This window comes from Azospirillum aestuarii, assembly GCF_016632405.1.
In the GTDB taxonomy this organism is placed as follows: Bacteria; Pseudomonadota; Alphaproteobacteria; order Azospirillales; family Azospirillaceae; genus Azospirillum; species Azospirillum aestuarii.
In genome coordinates, this window is record NZ_JAEPIV010000014.1 from 106820 (window position 1) to 126740 (window position 19921).

The 19921-nt window shown below is 68.9% G+C and carries 16 protein-coding genes; 12 read left to right on the plus strand and 4 right to left on the minus strand.

Annotation, left to right across the window (positions count from 1 at the left end; all coding sequences use genetic code 11):
• The 8 genes from JJL56_RS21560 (at position 1) to JJL56_RS21595 (ending at position 11627) form a co-directional block, all read left to right on the plus strand.
• The gene (locus JJL56_RS21560) at positions 1-1263 is read left to right on the plus strand and encodes a right-handed parallel beta-helix repeat-containing protein (RefSeq protein WP_200486207.1); all 1263 of its coding nucleotides are present in this window, start codon (positions 1-3) and stop codon (positions 1261-1263) included.
• Positions 1264-1334: 71 nt separating this feature from the next.
• The gene (locus JJL56_RS21565; RefSeq protein ID WP_145624757.1) at positions 1335-2513 is read left to right on the plus strand and encodes a GNAT family N-acetyltransferase; all 1179 of its coding nucleotides are present in this window, start codon (positions 1335-1337) and stop codon (positions 2511-2513) included.
• 404 nt (positions 2514-2917) lie between these two features.
• The gene (locus JJL56_RS21570; protein WP_109068784.1) at positions 2918-4312 is read left to right on the plus strand and encodes a nucleotide sugar dehydrogenase; all 1395 of its coding nucleotides are present in this window, start codon (positions 2918-2920) and stop codon (positions 4310-4312) included.
• 43 nt (positions 4313-4355) lie between these two features.
• The gene (locus JJL56_RS21575) at positions 4356-6608 is read left to right on the plus strand and encodes a GumC family protein (RefSeq protein ID WP_145624756.1); all 2253 of its coding nucleotides are present in this window, start codon (positions 4356-4358) and stop codon (positions 6606-6608) included.
• Positions 6609-6806: 198 nt separating this feature from the next.
• Positions 6807-8240: an O-antigen ligase family protein gene (locus tag JJL56_RS21580; RefSeq protein ID WP_200486208.1), complete on the plus strand. Its 1434-nt coding sequence runs from the start codon at positions 6807-6809 to the stop codon at positions 8238-8240.
• Positions 8237-9670 (plus strand): lipopolysaccharide biosynthesis protein, encoded by a 1434-nt coding sequence (locus tag JJL56_RS21585; RefSeq protein WP_200486209.1) that lies wholly within the window; start codon positions 8237-8239, stop codon positions 9668-9670. Before JJL56_RS21580 ends, JJL56_RS21585 begins: the two co-directional genes overlap by 4 nt.
• Positions 9671-9705: 35 nt before the next feature.
• Positions 9706-10629, plus strand: coding sequence for a glycosyltransferase family 2 protein (locus JJL56_RS21590; RefSeq protein ID WP_145624753.1), 924 nt, complete (start codon positions 9706-9708; stop codon positions 10627-10629).
• Positions 10626-11627, plus strand: coding sequence for a glycosyltransferase family 2 protein (locus tag JJL56_RS21595; RefSeq protein WP_109068789.1), 1002 nt, complete (start codon positions 10626-10628; stop codon positions 11625-11627). The genes JJL56_RS21590 and JJL56_RS21595 overlap by 4 nt, the downstream gene beginning before the upstream one ends.
• Positions 11628-11758: 131 nt before the next feature.
• Here JJL56_RS21595 and JJL56_RS21600 read toward each other — a convergent pair whose 3' ends face one another.
• Entirely contained in the window at positions 11759-12649 is an 891-nt protein-coding gene (locus tag JJL56_RS21600) for an AEC family transporter (RefSeq protein WP_145624751.1), read from the minus strand.
• 2 nt (positions 12650-12651) lie between these two features.
• Positions 12652-13440, minus strand: coding sequence for a 2-oxo-tetronate isomerase (gene otnI / locus JJL56_RS21605; RefSeq protein WP_200486210.1), 789 nt, complete (start codon positions 13438-13440; stop codon positions 12652-12654).
• A gap of 213 nt (positions 13441-13653) precedes the next feature.
• On the opposite strand from otnI, the gene JJL56_RS21610 reads away from it, so the two are divergent.
• Positions 13654-14682, plus strand: a complete 1029-nt coding sequence (locus JJL56_RS21610) for an AbrB family transcriptional regulator (RefSeq protein ID WP_145624749.1) — start codon at positions 13654-13656, stop codon at positions 14680-14682.
• An 8-nt stretch (positions 14683-14690) separates the two neighbouring features.
• On the opposite strand, the gene JJL56_RS21615 is transcribed toward JJL56_RS21610, so the two are convergent.
• Positions 14691-15374 carry a sigma factor-like helix-turn-helix DNA-binding protein gene (locus JJL56_RS21615; RefSeq protein ID WP_200486211.1) on the minus strand — a complete coding sequence of 228 codons (684 nt, stop codon included), beginning with the start codon at positions 15372-15374 and terminating at the stop codon, positions 14691-14693.
• A gap of 395 nt (positions 15375-15769) precedes the next feature.
• Here JJL56_RS21615 and JJL56_RS21620 point away from each other — a divergent pair, with 395 nt between their 5' ends.
• The 3 genes from JJL56_RS21620 to JJL56_RS21630 all read left to right on the plus strand — a co-directional run bounded on the left by JJL56_RS21620 (position 15770) and on the right by JJL56_RS21630 (position 18622).
• Positions 15770-16543, plus strand: a complete 774-nt coding sequence (locus tag JJL56_RS21620; RefSeq protein ID WP_145624747.1) for a M48 family metallopeptidase — start codon at positions 15770-15772, stop codon at positions 16541-16543.
• 170 nt (positions 16544-16713) lie between these two features.
• On the plus strand, positions 16714-17748 hold the full coding sequence (locus JJL56_RS21625; RefSeq protein WP_145624746.1) for an AAA family ATPase: 1035 nt from the start codon (positions 16714-16716) through the stop codon (positions 17746-17748).
• Positions 17738-18622: a ParB/RepB/Spo0J family partition protein gene (locus JJL56_RS21630; RefSeq protein ID WP_145624745.1), complete on the plus strand. Its 885-nt coding sequence runs from the start codon at positions 17738-17740 to the stop codon at positions 18620-18622. Before JJL56_RS21625 ends, JJL56_RS21630 begins: the two co-directional genes overlap by 11 nt.
• A 55-nt stretch (positions 18623-18677) precedes the next feature.
• Here JJL56_RS21630 and JJL56_RS21635 read toward each other — a convergent pair whose 3' ends face one another.
• Positions 18678-19862 carry an HPP family protein gene (locus JJL56_RS21635; protein ID WP_145624744.1) on the minus strand — a complete coding sequence of 395 codons (1185 nt, stop codon included), beginning with the start codon at positions 19860-19862 and terminating at the stop codon, positions 18678-18680.
• Positions 19863-19921: the final 59 nt, after the last annotated feature.

Genomic DNA, 19921 nt, shown 5'->3' on the forward strand with positions numbered 1-19921 from the left:
ATGGATCACCTCCCCCCGCCTCCCCCCGCCATCGAGCGCCCCGCCCAGCCGTCGCTGCTCGTCAGCGCGCGCCGGAGCGCCGACCAGAACGCCGCCCAGAACGCCGCCCAGAACGCCGAGGACGCGCCGGTCTTCTACGTCGATGCCACGGACGGTGACGACCGCCGGTCGGGCCGCGGCCCGAAGGAGGCGTGGAAATCGCTGGAGAAGGTGAACGCCACGGCCTTCCCGCCGGGCAGCCGCGTGCTGTTCGAGCGTGGGGAGAACTGGCGCGGCAGCCTGCTGGCCTCCTCCTCCGGCACGACCGACCGGCCGATCACCTACGGCGCCTATGGAAAGGGCGACAGCCCGGTGATCGACGCGCGGGGCGCCTCGATCGCGGTCAGCCTGAACGGGCGGACGAACGTCGCCTTCGACGGGCTGGCGATCACCGGCGCGGCCGACACCGGCCTGCTGCTCGGCCCGCGGGCGCGCAACGTGTCGGTGACGAACGTGACGGTCGCGGGCAACGGCGGCTCCGGAATCGTCGTACAGGGAACGTCGGAAGGGCTGCGGATCGACGGCTCGGCCATCACCGGCAACGGCGCCTACGGGATCGTGCATTACGCCGCGGACAACACCGATCAGGTCATCACGCGCAACACCATCGCCGACAACGGCTGGCGCAAGGACGGCGGCGTCTATTCCGGCTGGAACGGGCGCATCCTGACCGGCGAGATCGCCCACAACCGGGTCTTCAACAACGGCGTCAACGGCGGCGAGGGCCGCTCCCACGGCCTCTACCACGACCAGGGGCAGGCTGGGAGCGCGTTGAAAATCCACGACAACCTGATCCACGACAACCGGCGCGGCGCCGGCATCCTGGCCAAGTCCAGCACCGAGATCTACCGCAACGTCATCTTCCGCAACGCCGACGCGGGCCTCTCGCTCGGCCAGAACCGCGGGATCGACGTGACCTACCGGGTCTACGACAACGAGTTCTACGACAACAACGGCGGCGTCCTGCAGCACCAGAAGGGCAACGGCTCGATCACGCTGGAACTGCGCGACAACCTCTTCCACCGCAACGGCAAGCGGGCCGCCATCATCATCGCCGACAGCATCGGCAAGTCCATCACCGGCAACCGGGTCAGCAACGACGCCAAATCGGAGGCCAAATCCGAAACCCGGGCCGGGACCACCGCCAACCAACCATCGGCCAACCAACCATCGGGAGGAACAGTGCAGGAAGCGTCCGGAATGCGGCCGGAATCCGTGCGCTGACCTTGGCCCCAGGAGCCGCGGACGAGCCGCGGGCCGGGCAAGGGACGGCGCGTTCGAACAAGGGGGGGCATGTGAGCACCAGCAGCAGCACCGTCGGTCAGTCGATCACCGACCGGCTGAAGAAAACCGTTTTCCGCTTCGACACCTCGGACACGGGGGAACTGCGCGGCTTCCAGCGCAAGATGTTCGGGGAACGGGTCTGGCAGGTGGACGAGGCCTACAACCGCTGGCTCTTCGACGAGGTGCCCGACCGGGACGCGGACGGGCCGCAGGTCTGGGTGTGCAAGCGGCAGGGGCAGATCGTCGGCCAGCAATGCGGGATTCCGTTCCGCCTGAAGGCGCGGGACCGGGAAATCCCGGCCTCCTGGGCCAACAGCCTGATGGTCCTGCCGGAATGGCGGATGCGCGGCGCCTTCACGCCCCTGGCGGAAGCGCAACTCGACAGCCGTCCGCTGGCCATGGCCATCCACATCTCGGATTCCGCCTACAAGGCCTACAGCAAGGCCGGCTGGATCGACATCGGCGCCCTGCCCGCCTATGTCTTCCCGTTGGACACGCGGCGCTGCCTGGAGGCGTCCTCGCTCCAGGGCCGTATGCGGGCCATCGGGACGATCGCCGGGCCGGCGCTGCACGGCGCGCGGATCGGCGGCCATTTGCTGAGCCGGGCAACCGGCGCGCGGTTCGAGGAGATCGGACGGTTCGACGGGCGGGCCGACGCCATCTGGCGGCGCGCCTCCCCGCATTACCCGCTGATCGCGTTGCGCGACCTCACTCACTTGCGCTGGCGCTACGACGCGATTCCCTGCGCCTCGGACTACCGCCGCTTCATCCTGATGCGCGGGGACGAGCCGCTGGGCTATGTCGTCCTGCGCCGCGAGACCTGGCGCAAGGAGCCCTGCCTCGCCATCGTCGATTACCTGTGCGAGCCGAAGTGGCTGTGGGTCCTGCTCAGCCACACGCTGCGCATCGCCGCGACGGAGCGCGCGACCGCGCTGATCTGCCGGACGCTGAACACGCGGGCGGAGCGGACCTTCCTCGCCATGGGCATGATGAAGGTGCCCGACCGCGTGGGCTTCCCCGTGCGGGTGATGGCGCACGCTGGGCCGGACGCCGGCATCGACCGGGACGAGTTCGCCGATCGCGGCAACTGGCTGCTGACCATGGGCGACGGCGACGCCAGCTTCCTGATGCACAACACGCTGCCCGAGACCGCCGGGCTGCAACCGGAGGGAGTCGCCGTACAGGGATGACCGAGGTGCGAAGGAGCCGTCCGGCCGCCGACGCGCCGGTCCGGCTCCTTTCGTCTATTCTGCCCGTGGTTACTCAAAAGGGGTTAATGAAGCGCCTTTCGGGATGGTCATCCCTAAAGTCTCACAAGAAAGATCACCCGATCAACTGACGGTAGTTCGGCCTTTTACGACGTTTACGGCTGCCACTTTTTCTATCACGATTGCTGGGTGCTTAGACAAAGCAGCCTAATGTATTCGGTGAGAGGAAACGCCGATCGATCAGTCTTATGAACAGCAAAAGCCAAGGCCCGATGTCAGAACCGGACCTTGGCTTCGGTTTTGTGTCGGTAAATTTGATCTCTGCAATACAGCGCGAATAACGGTGAAACCTCTACGAACAAGAGAGCCGGAAAAGGAGACGTCTTATGTCGAGCAATGAGTTTGCCGACCTGTTGGTGAGCGGGGGTTCGGTCGGCACGTCCGGCATTCCGGAAGCCCTGGCGGCGCTGGAGTCGAAGATCGCGGCGGGCACCGCCAGCGTCGGCGTCATCGGCCTGGGTTACGTCGGTCTGCCTCTGGCGCGGCTGTTCGCGCGGGCCGGCTTCTCGGTGACGGGCTTCGACATCGACCCGGAAAAGGTCGCCAGCCTGAACGGCGGCACTTCCTACATCGGCACCGTGTCGACCGACGAGGTCCGCGGGATGATCGAGGAGGGCCGCTTCACGGCGACGGCGAACTTCCAGTCGCTGGCCGACATGGACGCCATCGTCATCTGCGTGCCGACGCCGCTGACTCGCAACCGCGAACCGGACATGAGCTGCATCGAGGTCACCACCCGGCAGATCGCCCAGGTGCTGCGCCCCGGCCAGCTGATCGTCCTCGAATCGACCACCTACCCCGGCACGACGCGCGAGGTGGTGCGCCCGATCCTGGAGAAGACCGGCCTCGTCAGCGGCACGGACTTCCTGCTGGCCTTCTCGCCGGAGCGCGAGGACCCCGGCAACGAGACCTTCACCACCGCCCGCATCCCGAAGATCGTCGGCGGCGAGGACCCCAACGCGCTGCGCATCGCCTGCTCGATGTACGGCCGCGCGCTGGAGCGCGTGATCCCGGTCTCGTCGCTGGAAGCGGCCGAGGCGGTGAAGCTGACCGAGAACATCTTCCGCTGCGTCAACATCGCGCTCGTCAACGAGTTGAAGGTCGTCTACGACGCGATGGGCATCGACGTGTGGGAAGTGATCGAGGGCGCAAAGACCAAGCCTTTCGGCTACATGCCCTTCTACCCCGGCCCCGGCCTGGGCGGCCACTGCATCCCGATCGACCCCTTCTACCTGACCTGGAAGGCCCGCGAGTTCGACGTCGCCACCCGCTTCATCGAACTGGCCGGCGAGATCAACACCCGCATGCCGCATTACGTGGTGGAGCGGCTGTCCCAGGCCATGGACTCCAAGCTTGGCCGCGCACTGCGCGGATCGCGCATCCTCGTTCTGGGCGTCGCCTACAAGAAGAACATCGAGGACATGCGCGAAAGCCCGGCGCTGAAGATCATCGATCTTCTCCAGGACCGCGGCTGCGAGGTCTTCTACTACGACCCGCATGTGCCGGAGCTTCCGGAGACGCGCCGCCTCGCCCGCATGGCCGGCACGCCGTCGGTCGCGCTGGAGGAGATCCGGGACGGCGCCTTCGACGCCGCGATCCTGTGCACCGACCACGACTCCTTCGATCTGAAGGCCTTCCTGGACGGGCTGCCGCTGATCGTCGACACCCGCAACGCCTTCGGCAAGGCGGGCATCGTCGACGAGAAGATCGTGAAGGGCTGACCGCCGGCCTGGACCCTCACCGACCGATCCTCAGGAGAATGGGATGGCCGCGTACACTCATGTAGACGGAGCCCTGGGGTCCGAAGCCAGCACGCGGGAGGTCGCGCTCCGCGACCTCCTCCAGGTGCTGCGCCGACGCCGGGGCACGATCATCGCCAGCGTCCTGTGCTGCACCGCGCTGGCCACCACCGGTGCCCTGCTCTACGAGCCGCGGTTCACCAGTCAGGCCGTGCTCATCATCGACCCGCGCACGACGGAGGTCACGGACATCAACGCCGTGATCTCCAACCTGCCGCGCGAGGCGGCGGCGATCCGGACCGAAATCGACATGATCACCTCCACCGCCACCGCCGCCAAGGTGGTGGACCGGCTGGGGCTGGTCCATGACCCGGAGTTCAACGGCGCCATCGAGCGGCCTTCGGCCATCGACCGGGCCATCGCCGGGATCAACGACACCGTCGGCTACGACCTGGCGCCGCTGCGCCAGCAGATCACCGCCTACCTGACTTCCGCCGGGATCGGCGTGAAGGAGCCGACGTCGCCGGAGAAGGAGCGCGCCGCGGTCATCGCCGACGTTCGCCGCGGCCTGTCGGCGACCAGCGACGCGCAGTCCTACACCATCCTTGTCTCCTTCAAGGCGAAGGAGTCGGACAAGGCAGCGCGCATCGCCAACGCCTTCGTGGACGAGTACCTGCGCGACCAGCTCCAGACCAAGAAGGACGTCAACCAGCAGGCCAACAAGTGGCTGGAGGACCGCATCAACGAGCTGCGCGCCCAGGTCGAGGTGTCGGACAAGGCGGTGCAGGACTACCGCGCGCAGCAGGGGCTCGTGCTCGGCGGGGCCAGCGGCGAGACCTTCCTGTCGCAGCAGCTGGCCGAGTTGAACCGCGCCCTGGTCGTCGCCCAGACGGAGCGGGGCCGGGCGGAGGCGCGGGCGCAGAACGCCCGGATCGTCGCGCGCAGCCCGACCGACGGCAACGCGGCGGAGATTCTGGGCTCGCCGCTGATCCAGCGGCTGGGCGAGGAGGAGTCGGCCATCGCGCGCCGGCTCGCCGAATACCGCACCCGCTACGGGGACCAGCATCCGGCGGTGCAGGCCTACGTCAACCAGTTGACGAACCTGCGCCAGAAGATGCGCGAGGAAGCCACCAAGATCATGGCGGTCATCAACAACGAGGTCGAGATCGCCCGCGCCCGCGAGCGCGAGCTTGAGACCGCGTTGAAGAAGCTGACCGCCGAGACCGCGGGCGAGTTGGGCGCCAACGTCCGTCTGGCCCAGCTTCAGCGCGAGGCCGACGCCAACCGCCGCGTCTATGAAGGGCTGCTCCAACGCCTCGTCGAAACGCGCGAGCAGGACGACCTTCAGCAGCGCGACGCCCGCGTCGTGTCCAAGGCGGAACCGCCGCTGGAGCCGTCGACGCCGGGCAAGAAGCTGTTCGTCGGCGGCGGTCTGGCCGTGGGCCTGCTGATCGGCATGTTCCTGGCCTTCCTGCGCGACCATCTGAACAAGACCTTCCGCAACACCCAGCATGTGGAGGAGACGATCGGCGTGCCGGCCATCGGGCTGGTGCCGTCCCTGCCGCATCACAAGAACGCCAAGCCGGAGGATTACGTCCTCGACCGTCCGCGGTCGGAGTACAGCGAGGCGGTGCGCGCCATCGGCGTGTCGCTCTACGCCCGCGGCGCCCTGAACACCGGCTCTGTGGTGATGGTGACCTCCGCCGTTCCCGGCGAGGGCAAGACCACCGTCTGCCTGACCCTGGCGCGCATGCTGGCGGCATCCGGCCGGCGGGTCCTGCTTCTGGAGTGCGACCTGCGCTGCCCGCGCATCGGGAACGTGCTGGGCGACAACGCTCCGGGCGACCTGAGCGACCTGATCGTCGGCAAGGCGGAATGGCAGGACGTGGTCCAGGTGGATGGCCGCAGCGGACTGCACTACGTCGTCGGCCGTCCGCATTGCGACCACCCGCAGGAGCTTCTGGGGTCGGAGAAGCTGGCGAGCATCATCAAGTTCGCCTCGCTCGAATACGACTGCGTCATCCTCGACACCCCGCCGATGGCGGTCGTGGCGGACGCGGGCGTGCTGACCCGGTCGGCGACGGAATGCCTGTTCGTGGTGCGCTGGGAGCAGACGCCGCGCGCCGTCGTCCAGCGGGCCATCGAGCGGCTGACCGAGCTGGGCCGCGACGTCACCAGCGTCGTGCTGAGCCGGGTGGACCTGAAGAAGCTGGCCCGCACCGACGCGTCGGAAGAGGCCTACGGCATGAACGAGGCGCGCCGCTACTACACGCGCTGACCATGACGTGACGGCGGAAACGCCCGGCGCGATTGCGTTTGGTCATCTTAGCCCTCTCCCCTCTGGGGAGAGGGTGACCCGCAGGGTCGGTGAGGGGGTTGTGCACGGAGGTGTGTCCGGCAGCAGCGCAACCCCCTCACCCTGACCCTCTCCCCAGAGGGGAGAGGGAAATGAATGCGGGTTCATCGGGGGAACAGGATGAGTGCAACGCCATTTCCGCGAAACCGAGCCGCTCTGGCGGCGGCGCCCGCTGCGGACGCGCCGCCCGCCCGGCCACGGACGACGCCGCTCCTGCGCAGCGCCGCCGATCTCACGCCCAGCCTGTTCGATCAGGTGGTGTGCGCGATCGGCCTGATCCTGCTGTGGGATGCGCTGCTGTCGGTGATGATGTCCGCGCCCTCGCAGCGCTTCATCCTGCGCGCGGGCGGCGCGCCGGAATCCTCCGGCGACACCATCAAGCAGCTCATCTTCGCCGGCCTCTACGCCACGGCCCTGCTGCGGATCGTCATGCTCCACGGCGTCCGGGCCTTCCGCTATCTCAGCATTCCCATGGCGCTCATGGTGGTGCTGGCCATCGCGTCCAGCCAGTGGTCGCATGACCCGTCGCTGACCATCCGCCGCAGCGTGGCCCTGGTCGGCACGACGATCTTCGGCCTCTATGTCGGCCTGTCCTACGGCGAGGTCGCACTGGCCCGGCTGATTCACCGCGCGGTCTTCGTGCTGGCGGTGCTGAGCGCGCTGCTCGCGGTCGGCCTGCCGAGCTACGGCCTGATGCCGGCGGAGCAGGGATCGCAGTGGCGCGGTGTCTTCTCCCACAAGAACGGCCTGGGCGACGCCATGGCCTTCGGCCTGACCGCCGGGCTGTTCGTCCTACGCTCCCGCCCGGTGACCGACACCATGGCGCTGGTCTGGCGGCTGGGCACCTTCGCCATCATGGCCGGTTGTCTCGTCATGTCCGGCTCCGCCACGGCGCTGATCGTCGCCATGGCCGGCATGACCCTGGTGATGCTGGTCACCCACCGGCAGGATGCCGGGTCGCTGGCGCTGGAGCTGTACGGCGGCACCATGGTCATCATGCTGGCCGCCATCTTCGCCCTGCTGAACCTGGAAAGCATCGTCACGCTGCTCGGCCGCGACATCACGCTGACCGGGCGCACGCTGATCTGGGACTTCGCCTTCCGGATGATCGAGCAGCAGCCGGTGCTGGGCTACGGCTTCAGCGCCTTCTGGTCGGGGCTGGACGCGCCGGGCGCGCTGTTCTGGCGAACCTCGGGCCGCTTCGACATCCACGCCCACAACGGCTTCATCCAGACGACGCTGGACGTCGGCCTGCTCGGCCTCGGCCTCTTCCTGGTGGCCTATGTGATCTACCTGTCGCGCATCGCCCGGATCGTCCCGGTCGACCGCAGCGGGGCGGCGCGCTGGCACATCGTCTTCGCCATGATGCTCCTGCTGGGCAACGTCGCCGAAAGCAGCCTGCTGATCCAGAACGGCCTGCTGTGGTTCCTCTTCACCGCCTTCCAGACGCGGCTGGCCAAGACGGTCCATGCCCACGCACTGACCCCGCGTCCGGCGGCGGGACGGCGGCCCAAACTGCAGAACGGCATCCCGGTTGCGGAGTCGCGGTCATGATGTCGAGCGGCTTCGCCTTCTTCGCGACCCGGATCGCCGTCGGCATACTGGGCTTCGCGGCGGTCGCGGTCTTCTCGCGCATCGTCACGCCGGAGGCCTACGGCCATTACGCGCTGGTGATGGCGGCGGCGGCGGCGATCAACGCCTGCGGCTTCTCCTGGATGGGCCTGTTCGTCCTGCGCAAATGCGGCGGCGACGCGGCCGAGCGGGACGCCTGGCTCTCCACCGTGGTCACCGCCTTCCTGGTGGTGGCCTGCGGCGTCCTCGCCATCCTGGGGACGGTGGTCGCCTTCTACCCCGGCATGAACGGCATCGACTATGTGCTGTATCTGCCGGTGATCGCCATCCTGATCTCCTGGTTCGACCTGTCGATCCAGATGTCGCGGGCGCGGCTGAGGGGCTCCGTCTTCGCCGCCAAGTCCTTCGCCAAGGCGCTGTTCGGGCTCGCGCTCGGCTCCGCCTTCGTGCTGATCGGCTGGAAGGAGGAGGGGCTGCTGCTCGGCACCAGCATCGGCTTCCTGCTGGTCACCGCGATCTGGCTGCGCTCCGACCTGAAGGGCATCTCGCTGCGCTGGCCGGCGCGGGAGCGCGTCGGCCTTCTGCTGACCTTCGGCGGCCCGCTGATGCTGAGCCTGATGGTCGGCTGGGCGCTCGATTTCGCCGACCGCTTCCTGATCTACTGGTTCATCGGCGAGGCGGCGGCGGGTGCCTACGCCATGGCCTTCGACCTCGCCAAGCAGCCGATCATGCTGGTGGCGTCGGCGGCCTCGCTGGTCACGCTGCCGATGGCGTCACGCGCCTTCGACAGCGCCGGCCCGCGCGCCGCGCGTCCGATCATGGCGCAGAACCTGACGATCCTGCTGCTCGTCTGCCTGCCCCTGGTGCTGATGGAGGTGATCTCCGCCCAGGGCATCGTCGGGCTGCTGCTCGGCGAGGCGTACCGCGAGACCGGTGCCGCGATCATGCCGATCGTCGCCCTGTCGGTCTTCATCAGCATCCTGCGCATCTACCACTTCGACCTGTCGCTGCACCTGACCAAGAAGACCGGCTACATCCTGAAGCTGACCATGCTGACGGCGGTGCTGAACATCGGCGCCAACCTGTTCCTGATCCCGCGCTTCGGGGTGATCGGGGCGGCCTACGGCTCGCTGGCGGCCCAACTCGGCTGGGTGGTGGCCGCGGCCATCCTGATGCCGCGCGCTGGCGTCCTGGCGGTGCCGGTGAAGGATCTTCTGAAGGTGACCACCGCCGCCCTGCTCTTCGCCGCCGGGTTGAAGATCGCGGCGATGGAAAGCGACCTGCTGCTCGTCCAGCTCGCCCCGGCGGGCAGCCTCTATCTGCTGGCCCTGGCCGTGCTCAACCCCGCCAACCTGATGGGTCAGGTGCGGATGGCGCTGGCCCGGCTGAAACGCACCCGATCCCCGGCATGAACACCATGAACAGGCGTGAGGAAGGAACAGGCACCATGTCGAAAAAGCTGGTGGTTTGCGTGTGCACCTACCGCAGGCCGAAGGATCTTCACCGCACGCTGCTGTCGTTGGAGGGGCTGACCTTCAACCCCGACGCCCCGCTGGACGTCGAGGTGCTGGTGGTGGACAACGATCCGGCGCGCTCCGCCGAACCGCTGTGCCGCGAGATGGCACAGAACTGGCGCTTCCCCATCCGCTACGCGGCGGAGCCGGTGCCGGGCATTCCCGCCGCGCGCAACCGCTGCCTGGACGAGACCACGGACGCCGACCTGATCGCCTTCATCGACGACGACGAGGTGGCGAGCCCCGGCTGGCTCGATTGGCTGGTGACCGCCATGGAACGCACCGGCGCCGCCGTGGTCGCCGGGCCGGTCCTGCCGATCTACGAGAAGCGCCCGCCTGATTGGCTGACCAAGGGCCGCTTCCACGATCTGCAACGTTTGCCCACGGGCAGCGAGCCGGCCTATTGCGCGACCGGCAACGTGCTGTTCCGCCGCTCCATCCTGAAGGGCGGCGTGCGCTTCGACCCGGAGCTGAGCCTGTCCGGCGGCAGCGACGTGCTGTTCTTCGAGCAGATCCGCCGCCAGGGCCACCGCATCGTCTGGTGCGACGAGGCGACCATCGAGGAGCATGTGCCGGCCAGCCGCATGACCGCGCGCTGGATTCTGCGCCGCGCCTTCCGGCTGGGGACCTGCGTGTCGCTGACCGAGGCCAAGCTGAACGGCCAGCGCCGCACGTTGGTGAAGCGCTCCACGCTCGGCCTCGCGCACATCGCGCTGAACCTCGCCGCCCTGCCCCTGGTGCCGATGGCGCTGGCCTTCGACACGAGCTGGCCGATCCGCCGTCTCCAGAAGATCTGCGTCGGCAGCGGCTATCTCTACGGCCTGATGGGCTTCCAATATTTGGAGTACAAGCGATGAAGGGCCTTGAGGCGAAAGGCGGGGAGATGAAGGGCGGTGCGGCGGAAGGCAGGGCGGCGGAAGCCCCGCCCGTCACCGTCAGCGCGGTCATTCCGACGCGCAACCGCCCGCATCTGGTGCTGAACGCCGTGGAGAGCGTGCGCGCCCAGACGATCCAGGATCTGGAGATCGTCGTCGTCGTCGACGGGCCGGACCCCGCCACCGTCGCCGCGCTGGAGGCGGTGGAGGACCGCCGCCTGCGCATCGTGCAGAACCCGGCGTCGCTCGGCCCCGCGGGGGCGCGCAACGCCGGAGTGCAGGCGGCGCTGGGCGAGTGGATCGCCTTCCTGGACGACGACGATTCCTGGGCGCCGGAGAAGCTGGAACGGCAGCTCGCCGCCGCCAAGGCGTCGGGCGCCAAACTGCCGGTGGTGTCCTGCAGCACCAGCGTCAGCATCGGCGAACGCCGTTACGTCTGGCCGCAGCGCCGGCCGGAGCCGGGCGAACCGATCAGCGACTATCTGATCGACCGCCGCAGCCCGCTGTCCCGCCCCGGCTACCTCGCCACCCCGACGATCATGGTCCCGCGCTCGCTGGCGCTCGCCGTGCCGATGCCGGACTACCGGCATTTCGAGGATTGGGGCTGGCTGTTCCGCGCGCTCGACCAGCCGGGCGCGGAACTGGTCTTTGTCGACGAGCCGCTGTGCTTCGTGGAGATCGACGAGGGCCGCGCCTCGCTGCATTCGGTGGACGACTGGCGGCAGGCCTTCGAGTGGGCGCGCACCCATCGTCCGCTGATGACCGGCAACGCCTACGCCGCTTTCCTGATGACCAAGGTCGTCGGCATGGCCCGCCGCGAGGGCGACTGGAACGCCGTCCGCCGCCTGCTGGCCGAAGCGACGCGGGCGGGCGACCCGAAGATGCGGCATTACCTGATGTTCTTCGGAACCTGCGTGGTGCCGCCGTCCTTCCACCGCCGGGTGCGCGCGGCGACCCATTCGGACGCGGCGACGGCGTAAGGCCAGTTAAGACGTTGCGGAGCTTTGCCCCCACCCCGGCCCTCCCGCGCTGGGCGGGAGAGGGAGAAATTGTCCCCTCCCCTGCGTTAGCGGGGGAGGGTTAGGGTGGGGGCAAGCGTCCCCTCCCCTCTTCACATCACCGCCGCCAGCAGCAGCGGCAGCGTCAGGAACGACAGCGCCGTGGACCCCAGCACCATCCCGGCGACCTCCTGCGGCGCGTTGTTGTAGCGCAGCGCCCAGAGGTAGTTGAACACCGCCACCGGCATGGTGCTTTCCAGCAGCACGACGCCGCGCATCGTGCCCTCCAGGCCCAGCACCTCCACCACCGCCAGCCCGGCGGCGAAGCCGAGCAGCAGGCGCAGCGCCGACATCGCCAGCGACCGCAGCATGCCCTGCATCCGCAGGCCCGCCAGCGCCACCCCCAGCGAGAACAGCATCAGCGGCACCGCGCAGTTGCCGAGCAGCGTCGTCGTGTTGGTCACCCATTGCGGCGGTTGGAAGCCGGTCATCAGCACCAGCACGGCCAGCGCCACCGCGTAGATCACCGGGGTGCGCAGCACCTGCTTGGCGTCCGTGCGCCCCGCCGCCAGGGCCGGGCCGATGGTGAATTGCAGGACGGCGAGCGTCGCGAAGAACAGCACCGCCAGCCCCATCCCGGTCTCCCCGAAGGCGAACAGGCAGACGGGAATGCCCATGTTGCCGCCGTTGGGAAAGCTGAGCGCCGGCAGATAGACGCGCAGCGGCAAGCGGCTGGCCAGCAGGATCGGGGTCGCCATCAGGCCGGCCAACGCCATGCTGCCGACCGAGGCCGCCGCCATGGTCAGCAGATCGTCCCCTCCCAGCGTCAGACGGGCCAGCGAGGAGAAGACCAGACAGGGGGTGGAGACGTTGATCGCAAAGGTGGTGATGAAGGCGCTGTCGTAGGGCAGCTTGGCGCGGCTCCACCCGAAGCCGAGGGCGGCGATCAGGAACACCGGCACGACGACGGCGGCGATGCTGGACAGGGGGGCGAGCAGGTCCATGGTCAGCGCGCAGCCTGCTTGCTTGCGGTGTGGAACCAGCCCAGCCCGTCCTCCGTCCGGGCGCGGGGCCGGTACTCGCAGCCGATGAAGCCGCGGTAGCCGGTCGACGCCAGAACCTCGAACAGATAGGGGTAGTGGACCTCGCCGCGGTCGGGCTCCTGGCGGTCGGGCACGCCGGCGATCTGCACGTGGGCGGTGAGGTCGGCGTTGGCCCGGATGCGGGTGGCGAGGTCGCCCTCGCTGATCTGGCAATGGTAGAGATCGAACTGGAGCTTCAGGTTTGGCGCCCCCACCGCTTCGATCACCCGGCGGGCCAGCGCGGTGCTGTTCATCAGATAGCCGGGCATGTCTCTGTTGTTGATCGGCTCCACCAGCAGCGTCAACCCGGCCTCCGCGCAGGCCGCCGCGGCGTGGCGCAGATTGTCGGTGTAGAGCGCCAGCGCCGCGTCGCGCTCCAGCCCGTCTGGCGGGATGCCGGCCATGCAGTGCAGCAGGCGGTTGTCCAAAACATTCGCGTAGGCGATGGCCGTCGCCACGCCCTCGCGGAACTCGTCCTCACGTCCGGGCAGGCTGGCAGTGCCGCGCTCCCCCGCCGCCCAGTCGCCGGGGGGCAGGTTGAACAGCGCCTGGGTCAGCCCATGGGCGTCCAGCGCCGCCTTGATCCGCTCCGCTGGAACGTCGTAGGGGAACAGGAACTCCACCGCGTCGAAGCCGGCCGCCGCCGCGGCGCCGAACCGCTCAAGGAAGGGCCGCTCGGTGAACATCATGGACAGGTTGGCGGCGAACCTCATGGCGTCCGTCCCGTGGCTTTCTTGGGCATGGTCCCCTCCCCCTTCGTCTGGGCCGCCGTGGCGGCTGGTTGTTCCGACAATGCAGCAGGCGGACGGTCCGGACAATCGCCGGCCTATGCCGCACACGCTTGTCAGGTGACCGCCCATACCGGTTGCGGAGCATTGCGGGGGACACGCACAGTGCACGGCCCTTGCCGAAGCCGGACCCGACGGATGATGAAGCGACTCGCCTCCACCACCCTGACCCTCCTTCTGGCCGCCCTGGGGGGCGGGCTGTTCGCCTTGGCGGGGCTGCCCGCGGCGTGGCTGATGGGGGCGATGACCGCGGTGGCCGGCGGGGCGCTCGGCGGGTTGACGCTGCGCCTGCCCTCCCCGCTCGGCACTGCCGCTTTCGTGCTGCTGGGCATCTCCATGGGCGCCGGGGTGACGCCGGACACGCTGCACCAGATGGCTTCCTGGCCGCTCAGCATGGCGCTGCTCGCCGGATCGGTGGCGGCCTGCCTGTACGCCTGCTCGGCGTGGCTGGAGCGGGTGCACCGCTGGGACCCGGCGACCGCGCGCTACGCCGCCGTTCCCGGCGCGCTGGGGGCCGTGCTGGTGCTGGCGGCGGAGAGCCGGGCCGACCTGCCGCGCGTGGCGCTGGCGCAGAGCCTGCGCCTGTTCGTCCTGGTCGCCGCCATGCCCTGGCTGTTGGATCTGGTGTCGTCCCCGCCGGGTCTGCCGCCCCGCCCCGCCCTATCCGACCCGGCGGGCGCCCTGCCTGAGCTGGCTCTTCTGGTCGGGGCAAGCGCCCTGGCGGGCCTGCTGTTCCAAAGGCTGCGCGTGCCCGGCGGCGTGCTGCTCGGCGCCATGCTGGGGAGCGCGCTGCTGCACGGCAGCGGTCTCGTGGACCACCGCTTGCCGAACTGGCTGCTCAACGCGGGCTTCGTGGTGACGGGGGCGTTGATCGGGTCGCGCTTCGCCGGGGTCACGCTGGCCTCCCTGCGGGCGGCGCTGCGCCCGTCGCTGGAAAGCGTGGCGCTGGCGCTCGTCCTGTCCTCGGCCTTCGCCTGGGCGGGGGCCTGGATGCTCGGGCTTCCCTTCGGCCAGCTCTGGCTCGCCTACGCGCCGGGCGGGGTGGAGGCGATGACCATCGTGGCCTTCGTGCTCGGCCTCGACACCGCCTTCGTCGGCACGCACCATGTGGTGCGCTTCGCCGGGCTGGGCTTCCTGGCCCGCTGGTGGCAGCCCCGCCGCGGCTGACCGGCGCCTTACAGCCCGTCGAAGAGAAGCTGCGCCGGCGGCCCGGCCTTGCGCTTTTTCTTCTTCTCCTTGGGGGCCTTTTCCGTGACCGGCTTGTCTTCGGCTGATTGATCCTGGGCCGTCGTATCCTGGGCGTCCGGATTCAGGGCCATCTCCACCCGCTCCAGAGGAGCCGGTTCGGGAACGGGAGCGGTCGGGGTCACCGCGACCGGCTCAGGGGGATGTGCCGGTTCTTCCACAGCCGGAGCTTCGACGGGCGGCACGTCCTCCGCCACGGCCTCCTGGACCGCCGGTTCCTCGTCCGGCTTGGCCGCCTTTTTCTTCTTCGGGCGGGTGGGGCGCGGATCGATGCCCACCCCGTCCTTGGCGCGGGCCTTGGCCTTGTCGCGGGCGACGGCCTCCGGCGCGTTGGGGTCGTCGTTCAGCCACTTGCCGCGCTTGATGACCTCGTTCACGCGGCCCTGGTTGACGCCGAGCTGGAAAGCGATTTCCTGCTGGGTCATGTCGGTGGTGCGATGAAGCTCCAGGATCTGCGCGGCGAGTTCGGGCGTCATCTTCTTGCCGACGACGCGTCGCGCCGGGCGGATCGACCGCTGGGCCTTGTCACGCTCCCGAAGCTTGCCCAGGATCTCCAGGGCCTCCGTGTTGCCCGCCGTCTTCAAGGCTTCTTCGAATTCCTTGAGCGTCGTCACCCGTTCCTCCTGCCGCCATCCACCCGCGGCGATGCCATCGCACCACCGGCCTACAAGACCGACTATACATGGAATCGCGCGGGCGGTTGAGAAGGCTCTTGAGAGGATATCCACAGAATGGCACGGCCGGGGGAGGACGGGCCGAGACGCTATTAGACGTCTAATCGCCCCCATGTCGCTCCCCGCCCGGCACTCGCCTCTCCAATTGATTCCGTATCGGCGGGATCGGGGGCAACATCCGGCACCGCGAAACGTTGCGACTCCAACAACACGATTGCCAAGCTCTGGGCCACCAAACTCAGGGCCACCAGAATTATGACCACCGAATTGCCCCGGCACAGCCCATCCGCCGTCGGATAGGATGCGGCGGACAGAACCACAACGGAGGAACAAAAATGCCGACCATGACCGTCCGACCCCTGTGCCTTGCTGCGGCTCTGGCCGGGTCCCTGGCGCTGGCCGGATGCGCCGGAAACTCGACGGGGCTCGGGCTGAACCTCGTCTCGCAGGAACAGCTCGTCGAACTCGGCCAGCAGGACTGGCAGCGCCTGATCCAGTCGACCCCGGCCACCGCCAACGCCAGCTATCAGCGCCGTGCCGAGCAGATTTCGGCCCGGCTGCTGCGCGCCGCCTCGCTCGACCCCGCGGGTTGGGAGGTGCGCGTGTTCCAGGGCCAGGAGGCCAACGCCTTCGCCCTGCCCGGCCAGAAGATCGGCGTCTATGAAGGCCTCTTCCAGTACGCCAAGACCGACGCGCAGCTCGCCGCGGTCATCGGCCACGAGATCGCCCACAATCTGGAAGGTCACGCCGCCGAGCGGGTGAGCACCCAGATGGCCACCGACGCCGGCACGAGCATCCTGGGGGCCGTGGCCGGGGCGAGCGGGGTCGGCGGCAGTGAGATGATCGCCGCGGCGCTGGGCACCGGCGCGCAATACGGCCTGCTGCTGCCCTATTCCCGCAACCAGGAACTGGCGGCCGACCGCGCCGGGCTGCTGATGATGGCCCGCGCCGGCTACGACCCGCAGGCAGCCATCGAGCTGTGGCAGAACATGAAGCAGGCCGGGGGCGAGCAGCCCACCTTCATGTCCACCCACCCCGGCACGACGGACCGCATCGCCGCGCTGCAAAAGCTGATGCCCGAGGCGAAGGCGGCCTACAAGCCCAGCTGACCGGACCGGCGGGGGCGCACGGGTTGCGTCGCCCGCCGGAGCCTTGTCCCGCGAGAAAATTTTCTCGCCGAATGTTGACTCCCCTCCCCTGCCCCGGAGTCAACATTCCGGCTTGACCGGACTCCGGCGCCGCGCAAAAGTGGCGTCAGGGCAAGGCAGGGGAATGAACCATGCGCGGCGAGGACATCAAGGCGTTCCGGGAAGGCCGGACGCTGAACCAGCCGGACTTCGCGGCTTGGCTGAACGAAAAGCTCGGCCGGAAATACGACAAGGCGAAGATCTCGCGCTGGGAGAACGGCAGCGAGAAGATCCCGGCCTCGATCATTTCCCTGCTGCTGCAGGAGAAGATCGGAACCGTGACGCGGCATGGCCCGGCGCTGATCTGCGCGGCCGCCAACCGCAAGGGCGGCGTGGGCAAGACCGCCTTCACCGTCAACACCGCCACCCTGCTCGCCCGGCATTTCAAGGTGCTGCTGATCGACGCGGACCCGCAGGCCAACGCCACCATCCATCTCGGCATCAATTCCATCGAGCGTGAGCGCGAGGAGAAGACCCTCTACTACGCCCTGAAGGCGTCGGTGGAGGCGCTGAAATCGCGGGGGAAAGGTTTCGATCTCAGCGACTACATCGTCACCACCGACAGCGGGCTGGACGTGATCCCCAGCGGCATGCGGCTGGGCGACGCGGAGGCGGAGCTGCAAAGCCAGTCCTCGGGGGACTGCGCGCTTCGTGAATGCCTGGATGGCGGAGCGCGGCAGAGCTACGATTTCATCTTCGTGGATACCCCGCCGCATTTCGGCATGCTGGCGCGCAACGCGCTGACCGCCGCCAACACCGTCGCCATCCCCTGCCAGACGGAAATGCTGAGCGTCGCCGGCGTGGAGTTCCTTCTGGAGAATCTCGACATGATCCGCCGCCGGGCCAACCCGGGGGTCAGCGTGCTGGGCATCCTGCCGACCATGTTCAACGCGCGGCTGACCCAGGACCAGGCGTCGCTGGACGACATCCGCAACCTGTTCGGCGCGAAGCTGCGGGTCTTCGGCCCGATCCCGCGGGCGACCGTCTACGCCCAGGCAGTGGCCGCCGGGCGCGCCGCGCTGGAGGCGGTGCCGGACGCGCCGGGCTACGAGGTCTATCAGGCTGTTGCCGACGCGCTGATCCAGGAGCGTGCCCGCATGCCGGAGGTGATGGCTCATGTCGCGTAAACTGGCCCGGACGAACACCGGCGTGCTGACCACCGCGGCGGCAGAGCGCCAAGCCCGCGAGGACGGGCAGGGCTTCAACCGCCGCGGCCCGGTCGTCGTGGAGATCGACGTCGGCCGCATCGTCACCAACCCCGACCAGCCCCGCCGCCATTTCGACGAGGCGGACATGGAGGCCCTGAAATCCTCCATCGCGCAGCACGGGCTGGCCCAGCCGGTCGGCGTGCAGCAGCTGAGTGACGGCCGCTTTCAGCTCGTCTTCGGGGAGCGGCGCTTCCGCGCCGTTCGCTCGCTCGGTCACCCGACCATCTACGCCGTCACCGTCACCGGAGCGTCGGACGAGCTGGCGCTGATCGAGAACGTCGTCCGCGCCGACCTGTCACCTTTTGAAGAGGGAGACGCCTACGCCCGGCTGATGGAGCGCCACGGCTACCGGCAGGAGGATGTCGGGCGGATCGTGGGCAAGGACCGTGTGGACATTTCCCGCGCGCTTCTCATCAGCCGCCTGCCGCAGCGCATCCGCGACGAGTATCCGCTGCACCGCCCGGCGCGCTACCGGCTGGTGGAGATCGCCCGGCTGAAAGGGGAGGGCGAACAATTGCGCGGCTGGGACGCACTGGTCAAGGAAATGACCCGGCGCTCCGCCGACGAGGAGGTCCCGGCACCCGCGGCGGCAAAGCCCCGCAGCAACGCGGTTCCGACAGGCAGCGCCCTGCCGAAGCCGCTGGCCAAGGCGGTGTTCGGGGCGCGCCAGACCGTCGCCAGCGTCCGTGAACAGGGCTTGGCGCTGGCCGACATCGACCGGGAGACGCTCCGCGCGATCCGCGACGACATCGACGCGATCCTGAACGCCGGGAAGGGCGGGGGAGGGGAGTGAGGCGAGCCGGCTCCGCGAGAAAATTTTCTCGCGGAGCCATGACTGCCGATGCGGGTCAGCGGCTTGCCGACGCCGCCAGCGCGTCCGGACTCCGGACGCTTTCCAGCGATTGCAGAAGGTTCGTGCGGGCCATCACCAGCAGCAGGTCCGTCTGGGTCACCACACCCAGCAGTCCGCCGCTTCCATCCACGATGGCGACCTCGTGCGTGCTCTCTTCCGACAGTGGGCCGAGCAGGCGGAAGGCCGGTGTTTCCGGGCCGGCGGTCACCGGCGGGGCCATCACCGAGGCCACCGTCGCGGCGTTCCCGACCAGATGCTGGTGCCCGACCAGACCAACCACCACGTTGCGCCGGTCCACCACCGGCAGGGTGCGGAAGGCGTGCTCGATCAGGCGGGCGCGGGCCACCTCCGGATGGGCCTCCGCGCTCACCGTCACCACGTCGCGGGCCATGATGTCGCCGCAGGTGATCCCGCCGTGCATCCGCTCCATGGCGTGAAGCTCCGCCTTCTCCAGAAGTGCGCTCAGGTCGTCGCGGTTGACGTCCAGCGCTTCCCCCAGGTCGCGGATCGCCTCGTCCAGGTCGTCGGCGGTCAGGCCGGCGCGCGTCCGGGCGGGCGGATCGGCGGTGCCATGGCTGTTGGCCGGCTTGGGCGGCGCCCGGTGCGGGTAGGAATGGCCGGAGAAGCGGTGGAACGTCCAGCCCGCCAGCACCAGCAGGATGGAGTTGACGGCCACCGGATAGAACACGAACTGCATCCCCGACGCCGCGATCGCCGGCCCACCGATCACCGCGGTCAGTGCGGCGGCGCCGCCCGGCGGGTGCAGGCAGCGCGTCATCGACATGGTCGCGATGGCCAGCGCCACCGCCACGCCGCCGGCCAGCATCGGGTCGGGGATCAGCGCCGCCACCATCACCCCGACCAGCGCCGACAGGGTGTTGCCGCCGATGATCGACCAGGGCTGGGCGAGCGGGCTGGCCGGCACCGCGAACAGCAGGACCGCCGACGCCCCCATGGGGGCCACCAGGGCTGGCGCGCTTGTGATATGGGTCAGCAGGTTGTGGCAGAGCAGGCCCGTCGCGGCGAGGCCGAGCATGGCGCCGCAGCAGGCGATCAGCCGGTCCTTCAGGTTCGCGCCGGGCAGGATGGGCCTGAACAGGGCAAGGCGGCGGCGGTTTTCGCGTTTCTTTAGCAGAGTGATTTTCCAGCGGCGCAGCAGGAGCCGTATCTCGCGGTGCATTCGGCCCGGTCCCTCCCAAGGTTTCGGCGTGCGGCGGCAGGATAGAACCTCAAGCTAAG

Excerpts from the sequence above, each read along its gene's own strand:
- otnI (WP_200486210.1), bottom strand. The coding sequence starts at position 13,440 with ATGAGGTTCGCCGCCAACCTGTCCATGATGTTCACCGAGCGGCCCTTC.
- JJL56_RS21630 (WP_145624745.1), top strand. The coding sequence starts at position 17,738 with ATGTCGCGTAAACTGGCCCGGACGAACACCGGCGTGCTGACCACCGCG.
- JJL56_RS21560 (WP_200486207.1), top strand. The coding sequence starts at position 1 with ATGGATCACCTCCCCCCGCCTCCCCCCGCCATCGAGCGCCCCGCCCAG.
- JJL56_RS21635 (WP_145624744.1), bottom strand. The coding sequence starts at position 19,862 with ATGCACCGCGAGATACGGCTCCTGCTGCGCCGCTGGAAAATCACTCTG.
- JJL56_RS21595 (WP_109068789.1), top strand. The coding sequence starts at position 10,626 with ATGAAGGGCCTTGAGGCGAAAGGCGGGGAGATGAAGGGCGGTGCGGCG.
- JJL56_RS21570 (WP_109068784.1), top strand. The coding sequence starts at position 2,918 with ATGTCGAGCAATGAGTTTGCCGACCTGTTGGTGAGCGGGGGTTCGGTC.
- JJL56_RS21610 (WP_145624749.1), top strand. The coding sequence starts at position 13,654 with ATGATGAAGCGACTCGCCTCCACCACCCTGACCCTCCTTCTGGCCGCC.
- JJL56_RS21625 (WP_145624746.1), top strand. The coding sequence starts at position 16,714 with ATGCGCGGCGAGGACATCAAGGCGTTCCGGGAAGGCCGGACGCTGAAC.
- JJL56_RS21585 (WP_200486209.1), top strand. The coding sequence starts at position 8,237 with ATGATGTCGAGCGGCTTCGCCTTCTTCGCGACCCGGATCGCCGTCGGC.
- JJL56_RS21575 (WP_145624756.1), top strand. The coding sequence starts at position 4,356 with ATGGCCGCGTACACTCATGTAGACGGAGCCCTGGGGTCCGAAGCCAGC.
- JJL56_RS21600 (WP_145624751.1), bottom strand. The coding sequence starts at position 12,649 with ATGGACCTGCTCGCCCCCCTGTCCAGCATCGCCGCCGTCGTCGTGCCG.
- JJL56_RS21620 (WP_145624747.1), top strand. The coding sequence starts at position 15,770 with ATGCCGACCATGACCGTCCGACCCCTGTGCCTTGCTGCGGCTCTGGCC.
- JJL56_RS21590 (WP_145624753.1), top strand. The coding sequence starts at position 9,706 with ATGTCGAAAAAGCTGGTGGTTTGCGTGTGCACCTACCGCAGGCCGAAG.
- JJL56_RS21580 (WP_200486208.1), top strand. The coding sequence starts at position 6,807 with ATGAGTGCAACGCCATTTCCGCGAAACCGAGCCGCTCTGGCGGCGGCG.